Genomic DNA, 24,310 nt, shown 5'->3' with positions numbered 1-24,310 from the left:
GGCGGTAGAGCGAAGCGGAAATTCGCACCGGCGAGGGGCATTGCCGCTAAAGGTTGGGAGAATTTCGAAATGGTTAGGGCACTTCACCGCGTACTGCTCGGCGCAACCCTGCTCTCGAGCATCGGCGCCGCCGTACCCGCGGCAGGGCGACCCACGGCTGCACAGGCGCCAGCGCAGGGCGCCAGGGCCCGCGCGGCGGCGATCGTTGCCAAAATGACACTCGCCGAAAAAATCGCGCTGGTCCACGGTCTCTTCCCGCCGATGGCCAAGGGCAAGACGCTGAACGAGCTCATTCCGTCGGCCGGTCACATCGATGGCGTCCCGCATCTTGGCATTCCACTGGTTCGCGAAAGCGACGCGTCGCTCGGCGTTGCCAACCAGATCGAGCAGCGTAAGGGCGACGTGGCCACCGCCCTGCCCTCCGGCCTCGCGACCGCAGCAACCTTCGATCCCGCGATCGCCCGCGACGGCGGCGCGATGATCGGCGCGGAGGCGCGCGCAAAGCGCTTCAGCGTGCTGCTCGCGGGTGGGGTCAATCTGACGCGCGACCCATGGAACGGGCGCAATTTCGAATATCTCGGCGAAGATCCGCTGCTCGCCGGCACGATGGCGGGCGCGCATATCGCGGGCGTCCAGTCGAACCACATCGTCTCGACGATCAAGCATTTTGCGCTCAATGCGCAGGAAACCGGCCGCACCGTGGTCGATGCGAAGATCGGCGAAGCGGCATTGCGAATGAGTGACCTGCTCGCGTTCCAGATCGCGATCGAGATAGGCAAGCCGGGCTCGGTGATGTGCGCGTACAACAAGGTCAATGGTGACTGGGCGTGCGAGAATGCGCATCTGCTGAACGACGTGCTCAAGCGCGACTGGGGCTATCGCGGCTGGGTGATGAGCGACTGGGGCGCGGTGCATTCGACTGCCAAGGCAGCGAATGCCGGGCTCGATCAGGAATCGGGGCAGGAGCTCGACCACGCGATCTATTTCGCCGACGCGCTCGAGGCCGAGATCGCCGCGGGCCGCGTGCCGATGGCGCGGCTCGACGACATGGTGATCCGCTATCTGACCGGGCTGATCGAAACCGGGGCCTACGACGCGCCCGCGAAAGATGCCCAAGCGATCCCCTATGATACGCATGCCGAGGTTGCGCAGCGCGCCGCCGAGGCCGGAATCGTCCTGCTCAAGAACGATGGCGATCTCCTGCCGCTGGCGCGCTCAGCCAAGCGCGTGGTGCTGATCGGCGGTCGTGCCGATGTAGGGGTGCTGTCGGGCGGCGGGTCGAGCCAGGTCCGCTCGGTCGGCGGCGCGCCGGTCGAAATCCCGCTTACCAGCGGCGCTGCTTCGTCGTTCGCGCGCGTCACCTGGCACGCATCCTCACCACTGCTCGCGATCCGCGCCGCGATGCCGCAGGCACAGGTCACCTGGATCGATGGCAGCGATCCCGCCGCCGCGGCGGCTGCGGCGAAGGCCGCCGACGTCGCGATCGTGTTCGCAACGCAATGGACGACCGAAGCGCAGGACGTGCCCGATCTGTCGTTGCCCGATCGCCAGGACGATCTGATCGCCGCAGTCGCCGCGGCACAGCCCAAGACGATCGCGGTGATGGAGACAGGCGGCCCCGTGCTGATGCCGTGGCTGGCGAAGGTGCCTGCGGTCCTGCAGGCTTGGTATCCCGGCCAGCGCGGCGGCCCTGCGATCGCCAATATTTTGACTGGCCGCGTCAACCCGTCGGGCCGCCTGCCGATCACCTTCCCGGCGAGCGCGGTGCAAGCCCCGCGCGCCGCCCCGGTCGGGCTCGATCGCCTGACGAGTGCAGAGGCGCAGGCGGCCGCCGACCCCGGCCATGCCGGCGATCACCAACTGGCGAGCTTCCCGGTCGACTATGCCGAAGGCGCCGATGTCGGCTATCGCTGGTACGAAAAGACCCGCGCCACCCCGCTCTTCGCGTTCGGCCACGGGCTCAGCTACACCCGCTTCGCGTATCGCAACCCCGTGGTGACGGGCGGCGCGAAGCTCAGCATCAGCTTCGAAGTGGTGAATACCGGGAAGATTGCCGGCGCCGACGTGCCGCAGGTCTATGTCGCGCGCGAGGGGTCGGCGACGCCGATGCGGCTCGCCGCGTTCCGCCGCGTGACGCTCAAGCCGGGTCAGGCGACGCGCGTGACGCTCGTCGCCGAGCCGCGCATCCTCGCCGATTATGACATCGCGCTGCCCGGCTGGCGCATCGCGGGGGGCCGGTATCGCGTCGCGCTGGCGCATGATGCGACAGATCGCGCGCTCGTATCGAGCGCGACCGTGGCGGCGGCAACGATGAAGCCCTAGGCCGTGACCGACAGGAAGGCGGTCACGGTGAGCCGCCCGCTCGCGGGATCGCTCGACAGCAGCGCATCGGGCGCGATCGAACCGCTGTGGAGAAGATAGCTCGGGTAGATCAGCGCGCGATTGTAGCGCGCCTCGACCGCCATGGTGCGCTCGAACAGCGAAGTGTCCCCCGTGACATAGCGTGCGGGGGGCAGACCGCCATGGCGGAATTCAGCCTCGAGTTGCCCGAAGAAGATCGGCGCGCGGTCTTCGTCGATCGTCTCGAACCCGGTCGAGCGATGGCGGAAAAATGCCGTACCGTCACCGTCTCCCGGCGTGAGATAATGCACCAGCGCAATCCGGTGCGCCCCGAACGCGTCGCAATGCGGAATGCGCTGGCGGATATCGAGCGCGTCGGGCTGGGTCGTCACGATCGAAAAGCTTGCATCGACCACTTCGACCGCGCCCGCGCGGGCCAGGAGCGGACCCAGCACGTCTGCCAGCACCGCGAGTTGGGTGGGCACATAGGCGTCCGGCAGGGCAGCGCGTATCCCCGGATAATGCTGCAACGCCGGGCCGAAGGTCGATGAAAGCGCTGCGGCCCGCAGCGCATCGGGATCTGCCGCGAAGTCGTCGATCACCACCAGCGGCTGCGCCTCGCGCCCGACCCGGTGGAGCGAGATCGCGGGGGCGCTCACGGCGCGCGCCAGTAGCGGACATAATCGACCGACAGACGCTGTGGCAGCGCGGCGTCGTCGATCCCCTTCACACCGCCCCAATCGCCGCCGACCGCGAGATTGAGGATTAGCTGGTACGGCACGGTGAACGGCCAAGCGGCATGCCCGCCGGGCTGGTCGTCACGAACGCGCATATAACCATGCCCGTCTACGCCCAACGTGATGCTGTGCGGCTGCCAGTCAAGCTGATAGCGATGATAGGCGGTGCACGCGCTCGCGACGCGCGTCTCGGCGCCGCGCTGCGTTCCGAGCTTGTGGTTGAATGCGGCGGTGTGGAGCGTCGCGTGGACGACGTACGGCTGCCAGCCGACCATTTCCATCAGATCGATCTCGCCCATGTCAGGCCAGTTCCCGGTCTGCGGCAGCAACCAGATCGCGGGCCAGGTGCCGCGACCGCACGGCAGCTTGGCGCGGACCTCGTAGAAGCCATAGCCAAGCGCCTGGCGGCTGACGAGCTTGGCCGAGCTATATCCCTGCCCGCCCCAGTCAGCTTCCGAACGGAGTGCCTCGCGCCGCGCTTCGATCACCAGCGCGCCCTTATCGATCCGCGCATTCTCGCGCCGATCGGCGGCGTAATATTGCTGCTCATGATTGGCCCAACCTTCGCGGTTGCGCGTGGTGTCGAAGCGCCAGCGCGAGGAATCGATCGCACCGTCGAACTCGTCCGCGAAGGCCGGGCGCGTCGGGGGCGCGCGCATCGGCACGTCGACTGAATAATTGGTCGCTGCCAGGCTCACGGCCTGCGCGAACAGCGTCACGACACTCGTCACCGCATCACCTCATCCCGCTTATGAGCAACCGATTGTCGCACCGGCTTAAAGCTCGGGCGCGTTCGAGACCACCAGCAAAATGCCGCGAAAAGCGCCCGCGTTGGCGGTGGCCATTCCCGGTCTCGGTAGATTAGGATCGGACGATAGCGAGATCCTGCGGACGAAATGAGGACGAGAGTTTGACGAGAGAAGCGACACGCCGCGGGGTTCTGGCGGGCATCGCCGCCGTTAGCGCGACTGGGATTGCGGCACGCCCCCTGCCAGCACCGCGCGATCCCGATCTCCTGCCGAACGTGCTGATCGTCGATCCCGGCATGCCGGGCGCACAGGCGCGTATCGACGGCTGGTTCGCGCAGCAGGAACGCGCGCACTTCACCGATCGTCGCTACGCCGTGCTGCTCAAGCCGGGCGTCCACCGGCTCGACATTAACGTCGGCTTCTTCACGCAGGTCGCGGGGCTTGGCCTCACACCCGACGCGGTCACCGTCGCCGGCCATGTCCATGCCGAGGCCGATTGGGAAAACGGCATGGCGCTCGTCAATTTCTGGCGATCGGTCGAGAACATGGCAGTGCGACCGCCGGATCGCGCCGATCGCTGGGCGGTGTCGCAGGCGGCGCCGTACCGTCGGATGCACCTCGTCGGCGACCTCGCGCTCGACGATGGCGGCTGGTCGAGCGGAGGGTTCATGGCCGATTGCCAGGTCGAGGGCGTGGTGCGCTCGGGCACGCAGCAACAATGGTTCACGCGCAGCTCACAGCTTGGCGGCTGGCAGGGCGCCAATTGGAACATGATGTTCATGGGCGTGGCCGGCGCCCCGCCGACGAGCTTCCCCGAGCCCCCGTACACGACGTTGCCGACCGTGCCGGTCATCCGCGAAAAGCCGTTCCTGCACATCCAGTCCGATGGCGTGTGGGGCGTGTTCGTTCCGGCGCTGCGGCGGGCGGCGACCGGTGTCTCGTGGCAGGGCCGGCAAACGGGCCGAAGCGTGTCGCTCGACCGCTTCCTCGTCGCCGATCCGACCACCCCGATCGCGACGATCAACCGCGCGCTGGCGAGCGGCCGCCATTTGCTGCTCACCCCCGGAGTCTATCGGCTGCACGAACCGATCCGCGTGCGCCGCGCCGATACGATCGTGCTCGGGCTGGGGCTGGCAACGCTGCTGAGCGAAGCGGGCAATGCGGCGATGATGATAGACGACGTGCCCGGCGTGTCGCTCGCGGGCGTGTTGATCGATGCCGGCGCGCAGCTGTCGCCCGTCCTGCTGCAGGTGGGACCAAAGGGCGCGCGCGGCGACCATCATGCCAATCCGATGCTTCTCGCAGATGTCTTCTTCCGCGTCGGCGGGGCGGCGGTCGGCAACGTCGGGACCTGCCTGGAAATCAACAGCCATCATGTGATCGGCGATCATTTGTGGATCTGGCGCGCCGATCATGGCGATCGCGAGGGTAGCCGGGTGCATGTCGGCTGGGCCGAAAGCCGCGGCGAGCACGGGCTCGTCGTCAACGGCGACCATGTCACCTGTTATGGCTTGTTCGTCGAACATTTCCAGGGCTGGCAGACGCTGTGGAATGGCGAGAACGGCCGGACCTTCTTCTACCAGAACGAACTGCCCTACGATCCCCCGAGCCAGCACGCATGGCGCGCGGATTCGGATCGCGGTTGGGCGGCGTACAAGGTTGCGGATCACGTCCGTCACCATGAGGCGGTCGGCCTCGGCGTATATGCGAACTTCACCGCCGATCCTTCGATCGTCCTGGCGAGCGCGATCGAAGTGCCTGATGCTCCCGGCGTGCGGATCAGCAATGTTACCACGATCTCGCTCGGCGGCGGCAAGGGCACGATCGCGCATCCCGTCAATTCAGCCGGATCGGCCGCGCGACCTGGAAGCGTCCGGCAAACGCTGCGGCGATACCGGGAATAACCGGGCCTGGTACGGTCGCTGCTTCACGATATGAACAAACAGCGAGGACCACCCGAAGGCGGGCCGTCCGCTTTCCACCCAACTCGGCAGTTCGTTGGATAGGCTACAGCGGGGGTAGATCGCTCGCAGGAGCTCACCGACCTTCTTCGGCTCTATGATGGCGGCGTGATGCTTCACCTTCGGGACCGTCAACGCGCCCCGCAGAATGTCCGCGGGATTACGCTCGGTCCGCAACGTGGCAAAACCATAGCGAAAAATTCGGCCCGCAAACGACCGAAGCCTGCGCGCCGTCTCGTGATGCCCGCGGCGTTCCACCCGCTTGAGCACGTCGAGAAGCTCGTGCGGCGTCACCAGGGCGATGGGACGATTGGCGATGCCGCCGAGGAGTTCGAGGAACCAGCGTGCCTTCTTGATGGTGGCCGGGGGCCACGCCTTCTGCAAAGTTCGTGGTCCCATGATTCGTGGCCACTTTTTGCCGGGCCTTAGCGGAACAAAGTGAGAAATAATGGGACAGCCGAGAGGCAATATACCGCATATTTTTGCGGTTTTCCAGCATGTTCTCTTTATGTACTGGTGCCCCAAAGGGGTCGAAGATGGGCACTCAAACTATTGGCAAATTTCAATTCCACGTCGTTGGTAGGCGATCGTTACGCAATCCGTTTCATATCGACGTTAAGCTTCGTAGCCTTGACCTTTCAATCCATCGCACCACGCAATGCCTCCAATTCTGCCAACCGTATCGGATCGTCAACTGCGAGTACTTCTTCGAGATAAAAGTAATGCGGTATTCTCCGCACCAACTCCGCCGTCTCACCGCTGTAATCTGAAGCAACCAGTTCAAAGGCGTCAACCAGTTCCCGTAGGAACCTTTTGTCGAGTTCTTCTATATCGCCGCAAATGACTTCCATAAGCTGTACCGCAGCGTCAGGATCAACGATATCGTCCCCCGACGTTTCCAAAAATACAACAACACTCCCAATGAGGCTTGCTATCTGTCTAGCTATCATGGCTTGACTACCCTTACCTTGATATTGGTAACCCCCATTCTCTGCAGAAGCTTTTGAGCTCTTATTTTCTATTTTGCAGTAGGGACTTCCCACATGCCATTCTTGCCGTGCTGCGCCAACGCTTCGGATTGCCGTAATACCTGTGCTCGCGCATTCGGAGCGTCCGTAACTTTCCACTTTCGATCGATTACATGGTCCCCATGTATGCCATCGAACTTCACCAACCTTGTCGAGCCGTCCGCCATCTTTCGGGTCAACGCCGGTGCATAACCTGGCCGCGTTCCGGTTGCCGCATCATTGTATGCCTTCCAGGCCTTCGTGCTTCTAGAGGTTTCCTTTACCCAATGAATTGGTGGCGGGTTGAAGACAGCTTCCGACGTCACCGTTTCCACCGCACGCAATGCGGAGACTTTAGCTATCACTGCTCCTGGGACTGCTGCCACCACAACATGGCCGGCGGCTAACCCGGTTGCCCTCCCCCAATCGCGCGCCGAGGCATTCGTAACGGCATTCGCTGCACGCGCGATGTGGACGGTCATCGGCGTAGCATCGGCCACGAGCGCCGCGTCGATCGTACTCGCAACTCCGATCCCGACATTCTGGACAGTTGTGATAGGATTGGTCGTGAGTACGGAGTACACACCTGTTACTGTACCCGCGCCGACGCGGTACAGACCCTCGCCGACGCCTCCGGCGAATTCTGCAACCGGATTTGGCCGATCGATCCGTCGCGATGCCGCGGCTACCGACTCAGGCTCAGCCGTTAAGCGACTTCGCGGAGTTTCGCCAACGCGTGTCGGTTTTTCGGAAGATGGAGTTTCCCTGCGCGGCATCGTCGCGCCGCGCGATGCCGCACCAGACTGCCCGCTGTGATCCGTGCCTGGTGAACGGTCGCTGGTGCGGCGCTTTGGTTTCTGCGCGGCACCGCCATGGTCATGCCCAGAACCCGCGAAGGTGAACCGACCGTTGGTGGGATCATGCCAATGATTGAATTTGGACTCGACGACGTCCGGGTTTGAGATACGTGGCAGTCTGCCTGTTCGCAACCATCGAGAAAACGCTGTCTGTCGCTCGTCATTTGCAGACTGTGCCATGCCGCCTCGCCCCCATCGATACGACGAGAACATTTGAGCAGCATTTTCCAACATGTCAAGATTAACGTCATGGCGCCCCTAACGGATACCATTCGTCGTCTTGTACGAGGTTAAGTAGTCTAGCGAATGGTGCCGCTTACAGGACTCACAGCAACGTGCTTACGCACTGTAAAAACACAACTTTTGACGATCAGGCAAACCCATGGCCCCGACGTGGCCCACATCCAGTTTTTCTCAAAAACTGGACTCGAACCCGCGCCAAAAGAGGGAATCGTTGACTGTGTTTCGCTCGCCGAAGGCACGAACCGTCTTGCGCTTTTGACGTGACCTGCGATCTTTGAGCACGGGTTTATAGGTTAGGGTCAGGACCCATTGGTCATAGCCACAAGATAACGGCCGGGAGGGCGACGGCGGAGGGGAAGACCGCAGGGAACCAGTTGTAACGGATGGCCACGGGGCGCCATTCTTTCGGGCCCCCATACATGATCTCGGTGCGCCTGCGAGGTCCGTATCGTCGCTTCTCGTATTCACCGGTCCGAGCCGGGATCCATGCACCGGAACACCGGACGAGGTCCAATTAGTTTGCAGAGCATCCATGAACCAGTCGGCATCGTAGATTGTTTAGTTGTTTCAGGTACTTTCCATCTCAGCGGGCGTAATTTGTAAAATCCCTGTTGATTCCCGCAGAGTCAGTACAGCCGTTCAACACATTTTTCCACATCGCCACTGTCAGAAGCGTAATTTCTATGGAGCGATGTCTGATTAGATTCGTTTAAGCATACGCGACCTCGTGGCCGATTGGGCGCCAGGTCCTTACGGGAGGATGGACGGCAAAGCATGGATTGTGGGATCGACTAGCCGGACGGCATATCCCTTAGCTGTGAGGGGCGTATGAACATGCTTCAATTTGCAATGCCGATACTTTGCGCAGGCTTCGCTACGAACGAAGCAGACACCCGGTAAGACTTCACCGCAGCTTCGCTGCCCAGGATAAGCAATCTGTCGCTGCGCCAATCGTGAGAAATTGCGCGGTAGCTGACGTAGAAGGACGCGGTGCAGATCCGGCAGGTTGGGAGCGCTCCTGCCCGCGACAAACGTTCAATGCCAAGACTCTTGATTGCAGAGGCCTTCATCCAATGCGCTCGAAGTGCAGAGACGCTCGACCAACTTTATGCCAGCCTACTTCAGTGCTGCTCGGACATGAAGCTGAAATATTTCGCCCTGCTGCATCACGTTGATTTTTTAACGGTTCGTTCCGAGGTGGTGCGCCTGCACAATTATCCATCTTCCTGGCAAGGCTGGTTCGATGAAAACAGATTGGGGATATCGGACCCCATTCTCCGGGCAAGCCACCTGGCAAGCATCGGTTTCGCATGGTCAGCCGTCCCGGGAATGATCAAGCTCACTGCCTCTGACCATAGCGTCCTTTCTCAAGCCAGAATTGTCGGTATCGGTGACGGCTTCACCGTGCCTGCGCATGTCCCGGGAGAAATCAACGGGTCTTGCTCGTTCGCCGTAGCAGCCGGGGAGGAGTTTCCAGAGCAGCTTCATTCGACCGCCCAGCTGATCGGGGGCTTTGCCTTTGAGGCGGCGAGACGCATCTCGCACAGTCACGACCTTTGGGTGGATGGCAGGGCGACGCTGACGGACCGGCAAGTCGACTGCGTCCTTTGGGCCGCGCGTGGGAAGACCGACTGGGAAATCTCCGTGATCCTCGGCATCAGCCACGAAACCGTTATCCAGCACCTTAAACTGGCCCGTGAACGCTACGGTGTACAGAAGCGCGCGATGCTTGCGGTACGCGCCTTGTTCGATGGATTAATCAGTTTCTCGGACATCCTCAAACCCTGACACCCCCATTTCTTGGAATGTTGCTTTGTCCGCGACGACGCCATTTCTGATGACCGATGACACCCGCTTGAAAGGGGTCACGATCGGAGGTCAACGATGATCGACGTACATTTGCTGCGCTATGCATTGGCGGCCGCAGAGACCGGAAGTTTCAGCCGCGCCGCGAGCCAGTTCGGTATCAAGCAATCGACCCTTAGCAAGCGCATACACCATCTCGAGGCGAGACTGGGCCTGCCGCTGTTCAGGCGGTCGACAAGGGGTGTCACACTGACCGATCCGGGCGATCACTTCCTTGCGAAGGCACGGCGGATCGTCGCCGATATTGATGGCCTGGCGCATTCGTCACGAGCGCTGGCATCGGGCAAAGCCGGAATGCTCCGCTTGGGGTTTTGCGGCTCGCTCGCCACCGGCGACCTGTCCGCCGCGCTTACAAGTTTCCGCGATACCTATCCCGACATCGAGATCGAGGCGCGCGAAGGCGGACAGGCGCGCCTTCTGAACAGCCTGGAGGGGGAGGATCTCGATGTCGTCGTGCTCGCCGGCCAGATCCGGCGCACCGGCCTACGTTCGCTCAGCTTCTGGAGGGAGCCGCTCACCGTCGCTCTGCCGGCGCAAGATCCCCTCGCCGCCCGCAACCCGCTCTACTGGACCGACCTTCGGCATCACGGCTTCCTCGTCACCGCCGACGATCCGGGCCCGGACATTTCCGCGATGATTGTCGCCCGAATGTCCGGCCCAGGCCACCTTCCCTCGATCATCGTGCAAAGTGTGAGCCGCGAAAACCTGACCTCCTTCGGCACCGCCCAACATCTTGCGGTCCTCGCGGGCGCGCCGGCCGATCCACGGGTCTATCCCGGCGGTATCTCTTTTCGAGAGGTACATGACGCTTTCGGACCAACCACGCTCGACCAAGGGATTCACTGGCGCCCGAGCAACGGCAGTCCCGCGCTCAAATCCTTCCTACAACTGCTGTCGGCACGCTACGCTCGACCTCTGCCAATCCCGCATTCGGATGATATACAATGAGCCTCGGAGACGCGGACAGGCCAGCGTCGCGCGGCTTGCCGAATGCCGATACAGTATCCGTACGCGATCAACCATCGCACTCTTGCACAGCGGGGCGCCTCGATGAGTGGTGACGAAGCTCAAAGACGCCGACCGGAACACTGGCTATGCCCTCCGCCGGCAGCCAGCTGGCCGGAATGGAGCCGCGAGACCGACCGCCTCTCCGAACGGGTTCGCCCACTGGCCGCGGCCTACAGACAGCGGCCGAGCATGTTCGGGCTTGAACTGCAGACTGCCTATTTAACGCTTCAATCAGCCAACACCCTTCCTCTTGCCGACAATGATTATTGGGGTGCGAAAGTGCGCAATCTGTTCAAAAGACCGGCCGTCGAACCGGTCATGACGTCGTTGTGGCAGCGCACGGCATCGCTGATACTGACGCCAAACGAGGCATTGCGGGTAGCATCCCTGCTGACCGGCTATCCGCTGCAGTATCGGACTACGCGGGCAATAGGCGAATCTCGCGACGGGGATGTGTATTTCGAGCCGCTGGAGGCCGCACGCGACTGGCCGCAAATCCTCGAAACCGAGGTGGAATCCGAGATGCTCGGCAAACCGGTCTATCTGTTTGCAAAGACGATCATGGCGCATCCCTTTATCGACGGGAACGGTCGATTCGCGCGCTTTCTGTTCGCTTTTGCCTTGGCGCGACAACTCAACGTGACACGGCCCTGCATTGCCCTTGCCCCGTCATTTTACCGCCATGCCCAGCGGGCCTCGACCGCACTGTCCGTGCTGTCTGCAACGAAGGATTGGCGCCCGCTAACCCGGGTGCTGATCGATATTGTCGATGAAGCCATCATGCTTACCGAAATGGTTCCGCACTCTAGCCAACTCGAATCGCGTTCTCGAACGGAAGCATGACTTGCCCGCGCGTCCCCTGCCGGCACAGCACAGTGGCTAGCCGAATAGACCGGTGGGTTCAACGGTGGTCGCAACACCTCATTCTTCAAAGAAAGGGGGGTGGGGATGAAGAAGCGTCAGCGAAATTATTACTCGGCGGCACAGCAAGCCGCGATCTGGGACCGGTGGCAGCGCGGTGAGTCGATGAGCTCGATCCGCCGCCTGTTTCATGGGCACAGTGTGCGGAACGCAGCGAGCGAAGTCGATAGCTTGATTGGCTTCATGTTCGACATCAGCGAGCGCAAACGGATCGAGCAAGAACTCGTAAAAATGCATTAAAAGCTTGAGGCATTATCCTTTGAAGACGGACTGACCCGCACTGTTAACCGCCGCTGGTTCGACAAGCGGTTTGAAGCCGATTGGGAAGGCGCGCGCCGCAACGCTCACTGGCTGTCGATGATCCTACTCAAAATCGATCATTTCAAGCGCTTCAACGATCGATACGGACATGCCCCTGGCGACGAGTGTCTCGTCCGGGTCGCTGCTGAACTGAAGAAGATCGGCCGTGCGTAGGACGTGGTCGCACGTTTCGGAGGTGAGGAACTGTACTATTGCTGTCCGACACCGATGAGGGCACCGCGCTTTGTCTGCCGTGCCAGTGCTGCCAAGCCGTTGAAGCTCTCGCCATTCCGCACGAGGCTTCGGATTGCAGCAGATACGTGACAATGAGTGTTGGCGTTAGCACCGTTTTTCCCGGCGAGGGCGCGCGCACACCCGACTTATGTGATGATGTCGATCGGCTGGTATGCGGTGCCAAGCAAATTGGACGTAATCAGGTGCTGTCCGCATCAACGTGTTGCATCGTAGGCATACCGCGACCAACGCTCGCCGCGCACATAAGCTCCGTTCTCACCGGCATGATCCAAGACTGTGTCGGCAGCATGTTAGAGGTCACGGTACCCTCGGGTAGTCCTGGGCACCGCAGGGATACGGTGGTCAGGTCGGTGCGCCGAAGCGAGTGACCATCGATCGGTTCTTGATGCATTAAAGCTGGGTTGCGAGGCGCTGTGCCCAATCCGGGACTGATCGCCGCGCAATTGGTCAGTCTGAGAGATGCGGGCCGCGAAGGCGGGTAACAGCGCCGCGACCCCGGCCTATCCTATCACTTGGGGGACGAGACCGGTTGCGCCAACGCTGGGCCTATAGGCGAGGAAAGCAATGGATCGTCCCGTGTCGCTTTCCTACACACGCTACCGCTCATGCTCGAAGCTGGAGAGGCGGACCGGACGTACCCTGGTTGACCCGGTCGAAACTATCGGTCGAACGGGCGATGTCGGCTTGTCGTCCGTAGCTGGTGCAATATCCAATGTAGCAAACATATCGATGTTGAGCTCGGCGATTTGATCGGGCGCGTGGGGCGGCATTATCGCCTGATCAAACGGCGCTGCCTACACACGAAGTTGCCCCGGCTGGGTGCGCTTCTTCTACCTTTTGAGCGTGAATCGCCGCATGTGGATCGATGAGTGCGCAGACCAGCGGGACGCGGTCGACCGGGCTGCGCACTAGCTCCGCCGGTCACCCGACTTGCCCTGCCATTGGAGCACTGCGTCAAACGTCGTCATGAAGTGTAGCGAAGAAGGATGGGCTTCGTAGCCGCCCCGGGGCGATGGGTCAGGAACCACTAATTGAGGCGGCAACGATTGCACCAACCATGAGAAGGAAGCACCCGGCGGATCCGCTACGCAGCAACAACACGGATTTCGGTTCCTGGGGCCCGGCATACATGCGATCCAAGCCGATACTCGCAACACCAAGAAGTACGGTAGCGACAAATGCGCCGAAACCTAGAACTGCTATCATATTTACACCAACTCAAGCGTAGCCGCACTAAAGTGCCCAATGCACCACACGCCTTCTGATCGGTACAAATACGCTTTGAACTCGCCCGACGAACGTGACGGGACATTCTTCCACTATTCGGCTTGGTGCATCGACCGCATGAGATAATTTTGTTATGCAAATCATTATTTATTCATGAGATAGTTATCATAGATTAGCGTATTCACGGTAGGGACAGGACGAACAACGCTTGCTGGCCGTTGCAAGCCTCATGCACACTTCAACGCAGAGGCAACAGCAGCGGCTGTCTTGATGCACCGCTCGATGGTCTCGGCCGTGGCCACTGACTCGTTAATTAGCGGCTTTGTCGCAGGTTGCGGCTGCGCTAGCGGATTGAGGGACTTGTCTTACTTTTAGAGGGGATTAGCGCATGTCGGCAGACAACCAACGGTAGGTGGTGGGGTAACGACTGTTCACGGTCGGCTATCACTTCGAGGCCATGCATACTTTCCCGCCGTCACGCGACCCCCCCACTCATTTTATGGAAGCCAAAGCGCTCATAGCACGGGTTTAACGGTTTCAGCGCCAAGCGAGCATTAAGATCTTTGTAGTAAAACTATGATGGGACCATGACGATCATGAATGATCAGATTTAAATAGACTGCATGGTTCAAAGCACATCAAGCGGTCCAGTAACGCCTGTGGTCGCGGTTCATAAAAGGAAAATCGTGCCATAGTTCACCGCGCGCGGCGCATGATTTTATGGAACGAGTCTCGACCGCGTGAACATTTCGATCGGTCAACTCAGGCTAATCCCTCCAACGTAGCCCCCTCCGGCGACGAAAAGGCTGAGGCCTGTTAACGAATGGTCAATTGCAATTCTTTGGACGGCGCCATCGCTTGGGCGCTCCCAAACACGACGGATCGACCATAAAAAACTTTGCCAGAACATCTATCTCGTCTGCAAACAGTCTCTCATCTTGGTCACTTTCGACAAACGCCCGCAAGTAGCGCGGCGGGCGGTTTATTATAGCAGAAAGAGCCGACAAGGTAATTCGCCCATCTACTGCAAGCCCTTTTAGCGTCTTTCGAACTTCACTGGGTATCGCCAAATCGCTCATGTCAACATTCCACCATACAGTTGCCGGGATCCCGCCGAAGCCCCAGCTATATTTACTCAGACCACCAGGATAATGATGGCCTCTGTAAAACACGGCCTTCACCTCAAATCATGTTGGTAAAAGGACTGACCATACCGACAAGCATGTAATTGCCCCAACGCCCGTCCGAGCGTTTTGGGCAGCAAACTCTATGCGGTCGACAGCCATTCTTGCCGAATTCTTTGCTAATATTGTGGTGCTGCAACCAGCCGCACCGTAATAGTGCGCCGCGCGAATGCCGGAGAAAATTGCCGCGTGGCTGAAGTCAAGAATATCATTCCCCTGATCATGACACCGCTACGCCAATGGCCGAAATTTTCAACTTTAAACGCTGGATTTTCCAGCGGCTTTACCCTCAATAAGGTCGGAAATGAGGCGATTATGCGCTGACCGCCGTGCTTGGCAATTCGCTGCCAAGGACCGCCAGGATCCTTCCCGGCCAACCACGCCTACCGGGCATTCACCTATCACGAAGGCCATCTGAGCGTAAGTAGATCTAACTGGCTATCGAACCGGAGCGATCGCAATCCCCCGGCTACCGCTGACCTGACCCCCGTCTTTCATCCAGCGGCAACCAGAGACCGGCCGTTGTTGTCGCGCAGGAGCGCGGGCGAAGCAACGGGCGGGTTTAAACCCGCCCGTTGCTTTTCGAGTTCGGCGGCGAAGGCCGCCGGTGTGGCGTAGCCGAGCGAGGAGTGCGGCCGCTCGGTGTTGTAGTCATCGGCCCCGCGCGCGAGAATCGAGCGCGCCTGGCGGACCGTGAAGAACAGCGTCTCGTTAAGCAGTTCGTCGCGCATGCGACCGTTGAAGCTCTCGACGAACCCGTTCTGCGTCGGCTTGCCGGGCGCGATGTAATGCCACTCGACGCCGGCGTCGCCGGACCAGGCGAGCACTGCATTCGAGGTGAGCTCGGTCCCGTTGTCGCTGACGATCATCTTCGGCCTGCCGCGTTCGACGATCAGATCGGCCAGCTCGCGCACGACCCGCCGGCCTGAGATCGATGTGTCGAGCACCGCCCGCAAGCACTCGCGCGTCACATCATCGACGATGTTGAGGATGCGGAACCGCCGGCCCGTGGCCATCTGATCATGCACGAAGTCCAGGCTCCAGCGCTGGTTGGGCAGCGCCAGCACCGGGGCCGGCGCCCGTGCGCCGACGGCGCGCTTTCGTCCCTTCCGGCGACGCACCGTCAGACCTTCCTCGCGGTAGAGCCGCTGGGTCTTCTTGCGGTTGATCGTGATGCCGTCCCGGCGCAGCAGGATGTGAAGCCGCCGATAGCCGAACCGCCGGCGCTGCTGCGCCAGCTCGCGCAAACGCGACCGCAGGTCGCCATCATCCGCCCGGCACGAACGATATCGCATGCTCTTGCGATCCGCCCCGACGACACAACACGCCCGCCGCTCGCTCATCCCCAGCGCCGTCTGGAGATGTGCGACCGCTTCCCGCTTCGCGGCAGGCGTCACCATTTTTTTGACAGCAGGTCCTTCAGACCTGCGTTGTCGAGCATCGTGTCCGCCAGCAGCCGCTTGAGCCGGGCGTTCTCCTCCTCGAGCGCCCGCAGCCGCTTCGCGTCGGATACCTCCAGGCCACCGAACTTGGCCTTCCACGCGTAATAGGTCGCGCTCGACATCCCGTGCCGTCGGCACAGATCCGTCACAACCGCGCCCGCCTCGGCCTCCTTCAGGATGCCGATGATCTGCTCTTCCGAAAACTGCTTCCGCTTCATCTGTCCGTCCCTTCTTCCGGGTCGGACTCTAGCTCCAGCTGGAGGAAAAAACGGCGGTCATGTCAATCGCTGCGTATCGCGCGAACGCATCTACTTAGTGAACACCGGACATCCATGTAGCAGGCGATCGCAGGCTCGGAACGCGAGTGACTGGACGTCCGCGCCGCCAGATGGCTTGGCGAAGCCGTCTACAGGCGTAAGAAGCTCGCCAATCGGAATTTACGATCGCCAGATACGCCCAGCATAATCCCAAACGCATAGGCGATGAAATCCGTAACCGAGAACACACGCCCCAATAGGAGGGCGCCAAGAAGGGATTGGCGAAACATATCCAGTTCGGGAATATGATAGAGTTTGAATAGCTCAGCGGTGCCCGCGATGAGCCCAGATGCTGCTGCGCTTCTGTACGGTGTCCAGCAGGGGCGCAGGGACGATACGATGAAGTAGATCATGAGCGCCCAAAGCGCCGAACCGCCGTATTTCGTCACGAAAAACGGCATGCCCAGGTGCGCTAGCCGAAGTGTAAGACCGGCAGTAATCGTTCCTGCGATAAGGAGCAACGACAGCGGGATTGGCCGGGGGGGCAAGGGTTCAGACCTGACCTGCCGAGGGAATATACGGCAGCAGCATCATCGTGAACGCCGTCCCGTATTCCTTCCTCTCTTCAAGCGCGATCGTGCCATGATGCGCCAGAAGCAACGACCGAATGATTGGCAGGCCAAGCCCGGTGCCGCCGGACGAGCGATGGCTGGTGAAAAAAGGCTCGAAGATCCGCTCGCGGTCACCGATCGGAATGCCAGAGCCGTCGTCTCGCAGGGTAAGCGCTACGCGACCGCCAATGACATCCGCCGTCATCGAGACATTCGATGCCCCCGCCTGACGGCTGTTTTCGATCAACCCGGTCAAGGCAGTTTCAAGGACCGCGCGCGGCACGGCGACGCTAGGCAGACTTGGAGACGAGGTCATGCTGACATGGAAGTCGGCACCGTTATAAGCATCCGCGGTGCAATGCATGACGTCGGTAACGTCGGCGGCCGCGCCCTCGACGATCTCCGCCATGTCGGCGCGTGCGAGATCGAGCAGACGACTAACCAGCAAGTTAAGCCGTGCTGCATCCGCACCGATATTGGCAAGGAAGCGCTGGCGGTCAGCCGGCGCCATGTCGGCATGATCCTGTAATAGCTCAACAGCGCCGCCGATTCCCGCCAGCGGCGTCTTGAACTCGTGGCTGACCGCATGGGCGAAGTCGCGGAGGTAGCGCGAGCGGCGCTCGATCGCCTCGGCCATGCTGCCGAAGTCGCGGTACAGCGCCTGGATTTCGATGGCAGCGGTCGTCGGTGCCGTCGGCACCGAACCGCGCCCGCTGGCAACCGCGCGCGTAGCTTCGCCAAGCGCCTCGACTGGTCGGACAATGCCGCGCGACAGCAGCCCGCTCAAGACCACCAATGTCCCGAAGATCAACGCCACACCGAACAGGATCTTGCCGCGATCGGCATACATGCCGACGAAAAGCGCGCGCGGCGAACGCGACAGCAGCAATATTCCGACCACGTGCCCGCCGACTATGACGGGGCGAGCATGATGGATACGCAAGTCTGACGCCCTGCTCAGCCATTCGAGCGCGTAGTGCGGTCGATAGGCATCATTGCGGCGTAGCGTGGTGGCGGGTCGCCCTTCGCGCGCGGACCGAAGCTCGGGCATGCCATCATACGCGTATCCGGCCTGAGGGCCGACCAAGATGCGGCCCCGCGGATCTAATATCTCGATCGAAGCAAGCGTTGTGCGTGCGGTCGTTCGCAAGATTGGCGCGAGGCGGTTGGCCCATGCAAGGGTTGAACGGTCTTGCGGTTCGCCCACCGAATGTGGAGCAGGACGTTCGGGCAGAATATGGCTCATCCGCAGATCGACCGTGGGTGCTTCGCTTGGCGGGGCTTCGATCGACGCTTGTGGTCGGGAGTTTGGCCATTCGGTAGCACCAATGGCGGCCAGCGCGGCACTTTGCGCGATCAGCTCGGCCTCGGTCTGACGAACCAGGCTGTTCTCGTAGACGCGTAGAAACAGGGCGCCAAAGCCCGGCAGCGCCGCCACGAACACGAACGTCAGCAGCAAGATCGTTCGTAACCGCAAACGCGGCCAGTGGCGCCGAACGACGCGCTTGAATGGCTCGATCATCCCGCACCGCAAGCGCCGAGCCGGTAGCCAATGCCGGCGCGCGTCTCGATCACGTCATTTGCCCCAAGCCGCGCGAACTTGCCGCGCAGGTTGCGAATATGGCTGTCGATCGTTCGGTCGGTGATCGCGAAGCCGGGGCCGTGCAGCCGGTCGATGATCACGTCGCGGCTGAACACCTTGGAGGGCATAGTCGCAAGCGTGCGCAGGATGCTGAACTCGGTGACGGTCAGCGACACCGGCTGACCCGACCAGCTTGCCTGCCAACCTTCGGCATCGAGGGCCAGGCAGCCGTGCCGGAGCGATCCCGCTGCGTGGGTGACAGCGGGCGGACAGCTCGCCACCCGGCGCAGGATGGCCATCACCCGCGCCACCACCTCGCGCGGGGAAAACGGCTTTGTTACGTAGTCGTCCGCACCAAGCTCGATACCCAGCACCCGGTCGATCTCATCGTCACGGCTCGACAGGAACAGGATCGGCACGTCGCTTTGCGAGCGCAGACGTCGGCAGACCTCGATGCCGTCCATTCGCGGCATGTTGATGTCGAGCACGATCAGGTCGGGCAGGTGCGTCTCCGCTGCCGCCAGCGCCGCTTCGCCGTCCTCGACCTCGACAGTATCCAACCCGGCCTTGGCGAGCGCGAAGACGAGCAGCTGCCGGATGTGCGGGTCGTCATCGGCAATCAGGATCGTGCGGGGCATCGGGCATTGGATCATGATCGTTGCTCGCACAGTCAAGGCCGGACTTGCATCACGGGCGATTGCCCGATCGTCCCATCGCAAGCGCGCCACGCCGATTGCGCGACCGGTAACGGGCGCGCCGGATTGGGACCGAGCATGGTCTGCGCGCGCGTCAGCCGACGCGCACCGCGCGGCGTCCAGTCCGCCCAGCTATCCTGCCGCGCTGCCAGATCGGTGAAGGCTTGATTGCGGATATAGCGCACGCGGTCTCGCGTGGCCGCATCCATCTGCCGCTGTTCCAGCGCGATCAACGGCAGCAGCGCGCTGTCGCCAAGTTGGCTGAGATAACAGAGGTCGACTTGGTCGGGGGTGGTCGCGCGCACGTTCCAGCTCGCCGCGGTCGCCGCCAGATCGATGAAACAGCACATCGTGAGCACAAGGGTCGCGGCGAACGCATTCCAGTTGATCAACCACCGCGCACTCCGGCCGCGCAAGATGCGCCAGCAGATCAGCACCAGCCCAAGCGCGACCAGCGCCATCCACACCAACGCCGCGATGCGCCAGGTCGTCAACATCGACGTCTCGATATAGTCGATCGTTCTGAGCGCACTTGATGCGACGAGCACAAGGTTCTGTACGACCCACAGGGTCACGAACCGCCGCGCCCAAATGTTGCGTTCGCCGGCGCTTCCGGGACGCAGCATCGCAAGCGCCATCGCGCCGGCGATCAACGCCGTTACGATCAGCGGATAGGCACCGCGATGGACATATTCCGTCTGCGTCATTCCGGCAGGCAATGCGCCGCCGCTCCACAAGAAGGCGATATCGAGCCCGTTCTGCACCGCAAAGATCAGGTTGAACAAAGCCAGCGCGATCAGCACCGAGGGTAGCGACGTGCCGGGAAGAGCCGGTTCCGGATCGGGCAGGCGTGCCGCCAGCCGGATGACGGCCGCATGCGGTCGTAAGCTCGGCCAGGCGCAGAAGGCGACGAACGTCCAAACGAGGATCTGCCAGAGCGACGGCAGCCGAATGGCCGCGAACGCACGCGCGATCAGCGGGTTGGCTGCCGAGAACAAGATTAGAAACAACGCGCCGCCGATCAAAGGTAGCGCAAGTGTTGCCGCCATCGCGCGCGGATTGGCATCGCGCCGACACCTGGCAACGCGCGAGACGTCAGCCAAGGGCTTTGTCACGCCTGTTACTGCATGAAGCGCAAGCCGCGCGGCCCAATGCCACGCATCGTCGAAGCGGACGACTTTCGGCAACAAGGCAGCGGCAGATAGAGAGCACCAGAACAGAACCCAGGCGAGCGGGCCGGGATCGTCGAACAGCGCCACCGCGAAAAGCGCAGCCGCGCCGAGCCCGATCCGGGCGAGCGGGCTTTTGCGAACGTCCCGCCGCGCTACGGCTACAGCGATCAGCCAAGTAATGGCGAGGCACCCGATCCGGGCTCCTGCGAAGCTGGATGGGAACAACCGGTCGACCAGGATGATCAGGGCGACAACGATTGGAACCTTGATCAGAAAACTCAATCGCACGATCTGCTCCTCGCGTTGGGAGCAGACAATTTACGGGAGGCTTATGGATCGATGATCCCGCACGGCAGGAGTTTTGATCAAGAGCCCGTGCAGGATCGATGCAGTCGGTCCTCCAAATGCCGCGGATCGATTAGCCAGGTATTTTACACGACGGCTTTCTGGCCGCACCGAAAGCTGTCGTGATGGCGGCACTGATGCCCTTCCGGAGGCCGCTGTCCAGCTCGCTTACCGCGGCTCTTGTAGAAACATGCCTTCGATCCCGTGCGGGCAGCAGATCGGGAATGTCCTCAAGCCAACCATTGCGCGAGCGGACTCGGTCAGAAACCCGTTATTCGTTATGGTCAAACCGTTAATCTGTCGCATGGAGGCCCAACCCAGCGCCATTGCCCAACAGCTCAACAAGCGGCCGAGAAAGACCTTGATGTACCAAACGCCAGCTGAGAAGTTCGCACAGAGCGTTGCGTCGATCGGTTGAACCACCCGCGATTATGTTCGAGCAGGTCGCATTCGGAGTAGCCGTTCTGAGCGCCGCAAGGAGCTGCGACACGCCAGCCCCATTGAGACTAACCACGACGGTAAACGGCGCCAGTACCAGCTTTGTGAAAGCTGGTACCAATTCAAACGGGTGACGAAAGGTCCTGTCAAGCGGAAGGCTCGATGTTTAAAGCAACTTTTACCGAAGGTTTACCAGACTTCCGACCAAGGCCCATTCGTATTGCCATAGCTCGTCGCGCTGCACTGTAGCTTCTCGACACAACGGGATAGTCAGGTTTGAGACCATAACGCTCCCGGTATTTCTCAGGCGTCAAACCGTGGCTTGTTAAATGGCGCCTTAGCGCTTTGTAAGGCTTACCATCGATCATGCTTAAAATGTAATCGTTGCTTTCTAGTGACTTTCTCACAGATACGGCAGGTGTATACTTCGAATTATCCAACGTTCTGCCATTCGAATTGTCTGATAAAATAGCAATTCCGTCGTAAATGGACTTTATTATAGCAGGCACTTCATTTACTGTCGCCCGGTTATGCGGATTGCTGAGCCATGCGATGGTCATTTCTGCCGCAAGACCAACATAGGTTATTTTAGAATGCATTTCCGTTCCCGTAAATGAGCGCCAAAATACAGTTGGCCAATACAGCTTAGTCTGAAATGGCAGGATCAGACAACCAAAGGCGTATGTTTCCGGTCCATCCGTCTGCGATTTTATAAGCTGCTCACGAGCTTTTTGGGAAAGGTGGTCGCGTTCATACCGCTGATTATTGCAATCTTGAGGATTTGCGATGGCTCGCTTTGCAGGAGCGCTTTTCACATTGGCGATCAGACAACTGCGCCTGGCAAGCTCAGACGGCTAAGCGATCGCTGAAACGCGCTTTACAGATGACCGAGGTTGAGAAGCGTAGATAAGTCAGCGAATCACCCAATGTGCGCGCTATCTGCCGATCGGTTTTGCGGCTAGCAAGACCCACAACCCGCCATTCGGGGACGCATTCCGGCTTCCCAACTTCCGACATCCGTTCATTTTCGCTCACGACTGCGGAAAGGACGGCGTTTACGAATCAACCATAATTTCCGTCGCTCTCTTTTTTGATCGCGCGACCGACGGAAGCGGGGCAGCTTGACGTTGAACCTGACGACACAAGATCAAGCGGGACAAGCAAGCTTATGAAGACGAACGGACGTCGGACCGCGGCGGTGGCTTTGGCTATGGCGAGCGCTCTTCCCACAGCGGCGTGTGCCCAGCAGCCAAACCGACAGGAGGCGCAATCGACCGTCGGCACGGGGACCGCGACTTCCCCCGCCGGTAACGTGCTTGAAACTGGTAGAACTACGAACGGACGCACCGGGGCGGTAGGATGGAGCCTCCAGCAATTCGAGCAGCGCCGCGAGCAGAAGGTGTTGGCTGCGGACACCAATGGCGACGGGAGGGTCAGCCAAGCCGAGTTCATGGCGGTGATGACGACCGGCAAGGGCGATCCCGGGAAGCGGTTTGCGCATCTCGACCGCAACGGTGATGGGTTCGTCGACCGCACCGAGATCGACGACGCCGCCGCCAAGCGCTTCCGCAGGCTGGACAGCGATGGCGACGGCCGGCTGACCCACAAGGAACGAAAGGCTGGTCGTGCGCCGTCGTCCGATCGTTCCATGAGATCGTCTGGGGACGATTCTGAATGACATGGGCTAAGGTCCAATGGCGGTAGGTCACGCCAAACGTGGAGGATCCCGATCCCGACGTACCGCTACTCGCACGCCTCGCCCGTGGCGATGCCGCAGCGGCGCGGTTGCTCGTCGCGGGCAAGCTGCCGCGTGTCGTCGGATTGGCGAACCGGATGTTGCGGGACACCGCGGAGGCGGAAGACGTCGCTCAAGAGGCGTTCGTACGCGTCTGGCGACAGGCGCGCAAATGGCAGCCGGGGCGTGCTCGGTTCGACACCTGGTTGCACACGGTGGTCCTCAATCTGTGCCGCGACCGTCTGCGGCGTCGCCGCGACGTGACAAGCGATACGATCCTCGAAAGTGCGGACCCCGCACCGGATGCCGAGGCTACTCTTATGGCAACGGAGCGCGAAGAGTCGGTAGCGGCAGCGATCGCCGCGCTGCCAGAACGGCAGCGCGAGGCGATCCTGCTCGTGCATTACCAAGACCTGACGGGAGCGGCGGCATCGGAGGCATTGGGCATCAGCGTCGAGGCGCTGGAGTCCTTGCTGGCGCGGGGTCGACGCACGTTGCGCGCACGGCTGGCGCAGACAGGAGCGAACGATGACACCTGAGCCCTTGAGCATTGCGCGCTTTCAGGCGCTGGCGGATGCCTATGGGGGCGTGATCGCACGGTGGCCGGATACCGTGGCAGACGAAGCGGTGCGCTGGTCCAAGACCCTAGAAGGACAAGCGATCCTTGACGACGCGTTGGCGCTCGATGAGACGCTCGATTGCTGGCACTTGCAAGCGCCGAGCGGCGCGCTCGCGAGCCGTGTCCTTGCCGGCGCGCCCAAAATCTCGATCACACGCTCGGCCAAATTATGGTGGGCAGCAATCGGGACTGCGGTAGCCTTGTCGGGCGCGACCGCGGGCGTCGCCGCTACCACGATCATGACGCCGGCGGGCTCGGCGGACAGCATGACGGTGTTCGGCGATTTGCCAGCCGGGAGCGATAGCAATGGGTAGGATCCGCGTTCTCTTGGTGGCGTCGTTGCTGCTCAACCTGTTTCTCGCAGGGGCGCTGATCGGCGGCACGGTCTGGCTGCGCGGTGGCCACCGCATGATCGCCGCCGGGGCGTTGCGCGTCATCGGCTCGGAACTGCCGCGCGACGAGCGCCGCGCGTTTCGGGCAAATCTGCGAGAGGCGCGCGCCTCCGTTCGGCCACTGATCGTGCATAGCAGCACAGCTAAGGCCGAGGCCGCACGGCTGCTCGGTGAACCGACGCCAGATTCAACGTCGATCAAGGCGTCGCTGGCACAGGCGCGTGCCGACGATATTCGTGTCCGCGCGATGGTTGAAAACCGCGCCGTGGATTTCGCGGCGACGCTGCCGCAGGCCGACCGCCGTCGGATTGCGGACTCCCTGGTCGGACGCATACAGCGGCGTGATCGCTGACGGGCTGGCGCCACA

The 24,310-nt window shown here is 61.4% G+C and carries 25 protein-coding genes; 13 read left to right on the top strand and 12 right to left on the bottom strand.

Annotation, left to right across the window (positions count from 1 at the left end; genetic code table 11):
- Window positions 1-69 precede the first annotated feature (69 nt).
- Complete coding sequence (locus tag L8G49_RS18670; RefSeq protein ID WP_242187299.1) at window positions 70-2,322, top strand: glycoside hydrolase family 3 protein; 2,253 nt, start codon at window positions 70-72, stop codon at window positions 2,320-2,322.
- Here L8G49_RS18670 and L8G49_RS18665 read toward each other — a convergent pair.
- Window positions 2,319-2,999 carry a DUF6445 family protein gene (locus L8G49_RS18665; RefSeq protein WP_242187297.1) on the bottom strand — a complete coding sequence of 227 codons (681 nt, stop codon included), beginning with the start codon at window positions 2,997-2,999 and terminating at the stop codon, window positions 2,319-2,321. The two genes, L8G49_RS18670 and L8G49_RS18665, sit on opposite strands and share 4 nt — an antisense overlap.
- Window positions 2,996-3,808, bottom strand: a complete 813-nt coding sequence (locus L8G49_RS18660; RefSeq protein WP_242141166.1) for a glycoside hydrolase family 16 protein — start codon at window positions 3,806-3,808, stop codon at window positions 2,996-2,998. Before L8G49_RS18660 ends, L8G49_RS18665 begins: the two co-directional genes overlap by 4 nt.
- A gap of 179 nt (window positions 3,809-3,987) precedes the next feature.
- Between L8G49_RS18660 and L8G49_RS18655 the strand changes: the two genes are divergently transcribed.
- On the top strand, window positions 3,988-5,730 hold the full coding sequence (locus L8G49_RS18655; RefSeq protein ID WP_242187296.1) for an adenylyl cyclase: 1,743 nt from the start codon (window positions 3,988-3,990) through the stop codon (window positions 5,728-5,730).
- Here L8G49_RS18655 and L8G49_RS18650 read toward each other — a convergent pair.
- The 3 genes from L8G49_RS18650 to L8G49_RS18640 form a co-directional block, all read right to left on the bottom strand.
- Window positions 5,668-6,171 carry a hypothetical protein gene (locus L8G49_RS18650; RefSeq protein ID WP_242187295.1) on the bottom strand — a complete coding sequence of 168 codons (504 nt, stop codon included), beginning with the start codon at window positions 6,169-6,171 and terminating at the stop codon, window positions 5,668-5,670. The two genes, L8G49_RS18655 and L8G49_RS18650, sit on opposite strands and share 63 nt — an antisense overlap.
- A 254-nt stretch (window positions 6,172-6,425) precedes the next feature.
- Window positions 6,426-6,830, bottom strand: a complete 405-nt coding sequence (locus L8G49_RS18645) for a hypothetical protein (protein ID WP_242187294.1) — start codon at window positions 6,828-6,830, stop codon at window positions 6,426-6,428.
- The gene (locus L8G49_RS18640; protein ID WP_242187293.1) at window positions 6,806-7,831 is read right to left on the bottom strand and encodes a hypothetical protein; all 1,026 of its coding nucleotides are present in this window, start codon (window positions 7,829-7,831) and stop codon (window positions 6,806-6,808) included. Before L8G49_RS18640 ends, L8G49_RS18645 begins: the two co-directional genes overlap by 25 nt.
- A 1,101-nt stretch (window positions 7,832-8,932) precedes the next feature.
- Here L8G49_RS18640 and L8G49_RS18635 point away from each other — a divergent pair.
- The 6 genes from L8G49_RS18635 to L8G49_RS21055 all read left to right on the top strand — a co-directional run bounded on the left by L8G49_RS18635 (window position 8,933) and on the right by L8G49_RS21055 (window position 12,612).
- On the top strand, window positions 8,933-9,682 hold the full coding sequence (locus tag L8G49_RS18635) for a LuxR family transcriptional regulator (protein ID WP_277923376.1): 750 nt from the start codon (window positions 8,933-8,935) through the stop codon (window positions 9,680-9,682).
- Between the two features lie 96 nt (window positions 9,683-9,778).
- A complete protein-coding gene (locus tag L8G49_RS18630) occupies window positions 9,779-10,708 on the top strand; it encodes a LysR family transcriptional regulator (protein WP_242187291.1) in 930 nt (309 codons plus the stop codon).
- Window positions 10,709-10,957: 249 nt separating this feature from the next.
- A complete protein-coding gene (locus tag L8G49_RS18625; protein ID WP_242187289.1) occupies window positions 10,958-11,611 on the top strand; it encodes a Fic family protein in 654 nt (217 codons plus the stop codon).
- Between the two features lie 105 nt (window positions 11,612-11,716).
- Window positions 11,717-11,929, top strand: a complete 213-nt coding sequence (locus L8G49_RS18620; RefSeq protein WP_242187287.1) for a hypothetical protein — start codon at window positions 11,717-11,719, stop codon at window positions 11,927-11,929.
- A gap of 30 nt (window positions 11,930-11,959) precedes the next feature.
- Window positions 11,960-12,163 (top strand): diguanylate cyclase, encoded by a 204-nt coding sequence (locus tag L8G49_RS21060; RefSeq protein WP_277923375.1) that lies wholly within the window; start codon window positions 11,960-11,962, stop codon window positions 12,161-12,163.
- Window positions 12,164-12,201: 38 nt separating this feature from the next.
- Complete coding sequence (locus L8G49_RS21055) at window positions 12,202-12,612, top strand: diguanylate cyclase (RefSeq protein ID WP_277923371.1); 411 nt, start codon at window positions 12,202-12,204, stop codon at window positions 12,610-12,612.
- Between the two features lie 1,686 nt (window positions 12,613-14,298).
- Here the strand turns inward: L8G49_RS21055 and L8G49_RS18610 are convergent.
- The gene (locus L8G49_RS18610) at window positions 14,299-14,550 is read right to left on the bottom strand and encodes a peptidase S24 (RefSeq protein WP_242187285.1); all 252 of its coding nucleotides are present in this window, start codon (window positions 14,548-14,550) and stop codon (window positions 14,299-14,301) included.
- A gap of 294 nt (window positions 14,551-14,844) precedes the next feature.
- Between L8G49_RS18610 and L8G49_RS21050 the strand changes: the two genes are divergently transcribed.
- Window positions 14,845-14,979 (top strand): hypothetical protein, encoded by a 135-nt coding sequence (locus tag L8G49_RS21050; protein WP_277923370.1) that lies wholly within the window; start codon window positions 14,845-14,847, stop codon window positions 14,977-14,979.
- Between the two features lie 170 nt (window positions 14,980-15,149).
- Here L8G49_RS21050 and L8G49_RS18605 read toward each other — a convergent pair.
- From L8G49_RS18605 to L8G49_RS18580, 6 genes are all read right to left on the bottom strand, one after another.
- Window positions 15,150-16,315 (bottom strand): IS3 family transposase gene (locus L8G49_RS18605; protein ID WP_242187284.1). Its coding sequence is split into 2 segments (ribosomal slippage): window positions 15,150-16,054 and window positions 16,054-16,315, totalling 1,167 coding nucleotides; the frame shifts between segments, so codons are not numbered across the junction.
- 188 nt (window positions 16,316-16,503) lie between these two features.
- Window positions 16,504-16,815, bottom strand: a complete 312-nt coding sequence (locus tag L8G49_RS18600; RefSeq protein ID WP_242187283.1) for a DUF2809 domain-containing protein — start codon at window positions 16,813-16,815, stop codon at window positions 16,504-16,506.
- Window positions 16,816-16,906: 91 nt separating this feature from the next.
- A complete protein-coding gene (locus tag L8G49_RS18595) occupies window positions 16,907-18,424 on the bottom strand; it encodes a HAMP domain-containing sensor histidine kinase (protein ID WP_242187282.1) in 1,518 nt (505 codons plus the stop codon).
- Between the two features lie 59 nt (window positions 18,425-18,483).
- Complete coding sequence (locus L8G49_RS18590; RefSeq protein ID WP_242187281.1) at window positions 18,484-19,185, bottom strand: response regulator transcription factor; 702 nt, start codon at window positions 19,183-19,185, stop codon at window positions 18,484-18,486.
- A gap of 32 nt (window positions 19,186-19,217) precedes the next feature.
- Entirely contained in the window at window positions 19,218-20,702 is a 1,485-nt protein-coding gene (locus L8G49_RS18585; RefSeq protein WP_242187280.1) for a DUF4173 domain-containing protein, read from the bottom strand.
- 641 nt (window positions 20,703-21,343) lie between these two features.
- Window positions 21,344-22,012, bottom strand: a complete 669-nt coding sequence (locus tag L8G49_RS18580; RefSeq protein WP_242187279.1) for a MucR family transcriptional regulator — start codon at window positions 22,010-22,012, stop codon at window positions 21,344-21,346.
- A 587-nt stretch (window positions 22,013-22,599) separates the two neighbouring features.
- Here L8G49_RS18580 and L8G49_RS18575 point away from each other — a divergent pair.
- The 4 genes from L8G49_RS18575 to L8G49_RS18560 are packed head-to-tail and all read left to right on the top strand — an operon-like array spanning window position 22,600 to window position 24,295.
- Window positions 22,600-22,875 (top strand): EF-hand domain-containing protein, encoded by a 276-nt coding sequence (locus L8G49_RS18575; RefSeq protein WP_242187278.1) that lies wholly within the window; start codon window positions 22,600-22,602, stop codon window positions 22,873-22,875.
- A gap of 38 nt (window positions 22,876-22,913) precedes the next feature.
- A complete protein-coding gene (locus L8G49_RS18570; RefSeq protein WP_242187276.1) occupies window positions 22,914-23,471 on the top strand; it encodes an RNA polymerase sigma factor in 558 nt (185 codons plus the stop codon).
- On the top strand, window positions 23,461-23,865 hold the full coding sequence (locus L8G49_RS18565) for a hypothetical protein (protein WP_242187274.1): 405 nt from the start codon (window positions 23,461-23,463) through the stop codon (window positions 23,863-23,865). Before L8G49_RS18570 ends, L8G49_RS18565 begins: the two co-directional genes overlap by 11 nt.
- 16 nt (window positions 23,866-23,881) lie before the next feature.
- Window positions 23,882-24,295, top strand: a complete 414-nt coding sequence (locus tag L8G49_RS18560) for a periplasmic heavy metal sensor (RefSeq protein ID WP_242187272.1) — start codon at window positions 23,882-23,884, stop codon at window positions 24,293-24,295.
- Window positions 24,296-24,310: the final 15 nt, after the last annotated feature.

This window comes from Sphingomonas sp. CARO-RG-8B-R24-01 (assembly GCF_022662295.1).
In the GTDB taxonomy this organism is placed as follows: domain Bacteria; phylum Pseudomonadota; class Alphaproteobacteria; order Sphingomonadales; family Sphingomonadaceae; genus Sphingomonas.
This window is presented reverse-complemented; position numbering and strand designations above follow the sequence as displayed.

Excerpts from the sequence above, each read along its gene's own strand:
- L8G49_RS18670 (WP_242187299.1), top strand. The coding sequence starts at position 70 with ATGGTTAGGGCACTTCACCGCGTACTGCTCGGCGCAACCCTGCTCTCG.
- L8G49_RS18640 (WP_242187293.1), bottom strand. The coding sequence starts at position 7,831 with ATGGCACAGTCTGCAAATGACGAGCGACAGACAGCGTTTTCTCGATGG.
- L8G49_RS18635 (WP_277923376.1), top strand. The coding sequence starts at position 8,933 with ATGCCAAGACTCTTGATTGCAGAGGCCTTCATCCAATGCGCTCGAAGT.
- L8G49_RS18630 (WP_242187291.1), top strand. The coding sequence starts at position 9,779 with ATGATCGACGTACATTTGCTGCGCTATGCATTGGCGGCCGCAGAGACC.
- L8G49_RS18625 (WP_242187289.1), top strand. The coding sequence starts at position 10,958 with ATGTTCGGGCTTGAACTGCAGACTGCCTATTTAACGCTTCAATCAGCC.
- L8G49_RS18620 (WP_242187287.1), top strand. The coding sequence starts at position 11,717 with ATGAAGAAGCGTCAGCGAAATTATTACTCGGCGGCACAGCAAGCCGCG.
- L8G49_RS18610 (WP_242187285.1), bottom strand. The coding sequence starts at position 14,550 with ATGAGCGATTTGGCGATACCCAGTGAAGTTCGAAAGACGCTAAAAGGG.
- L8G49_RS18600 (WP_242187283.1), bottom strand. The coding sequence starts at position 16,815 with ATGCCGTTTTTCGTGACGAAATACGGCGGTTCGGCGCTTTGGGCGCTC.
- L8G49_RS18590 (WP_242187281.1), bottom strand. The coding sequence starts at position 19,185 with ATGCCCCGCACGATCCTGATTGCCGATGACGACCCGCACATCCGGCAG.
- L8G49_RS18565 (WP_242187274.1), top strand. The coding sequence starts at position 23,461 with ATGACACCTGAGCCCTTGAGCATTGCGCGCTTTCAGGCGCTGGCGGAT.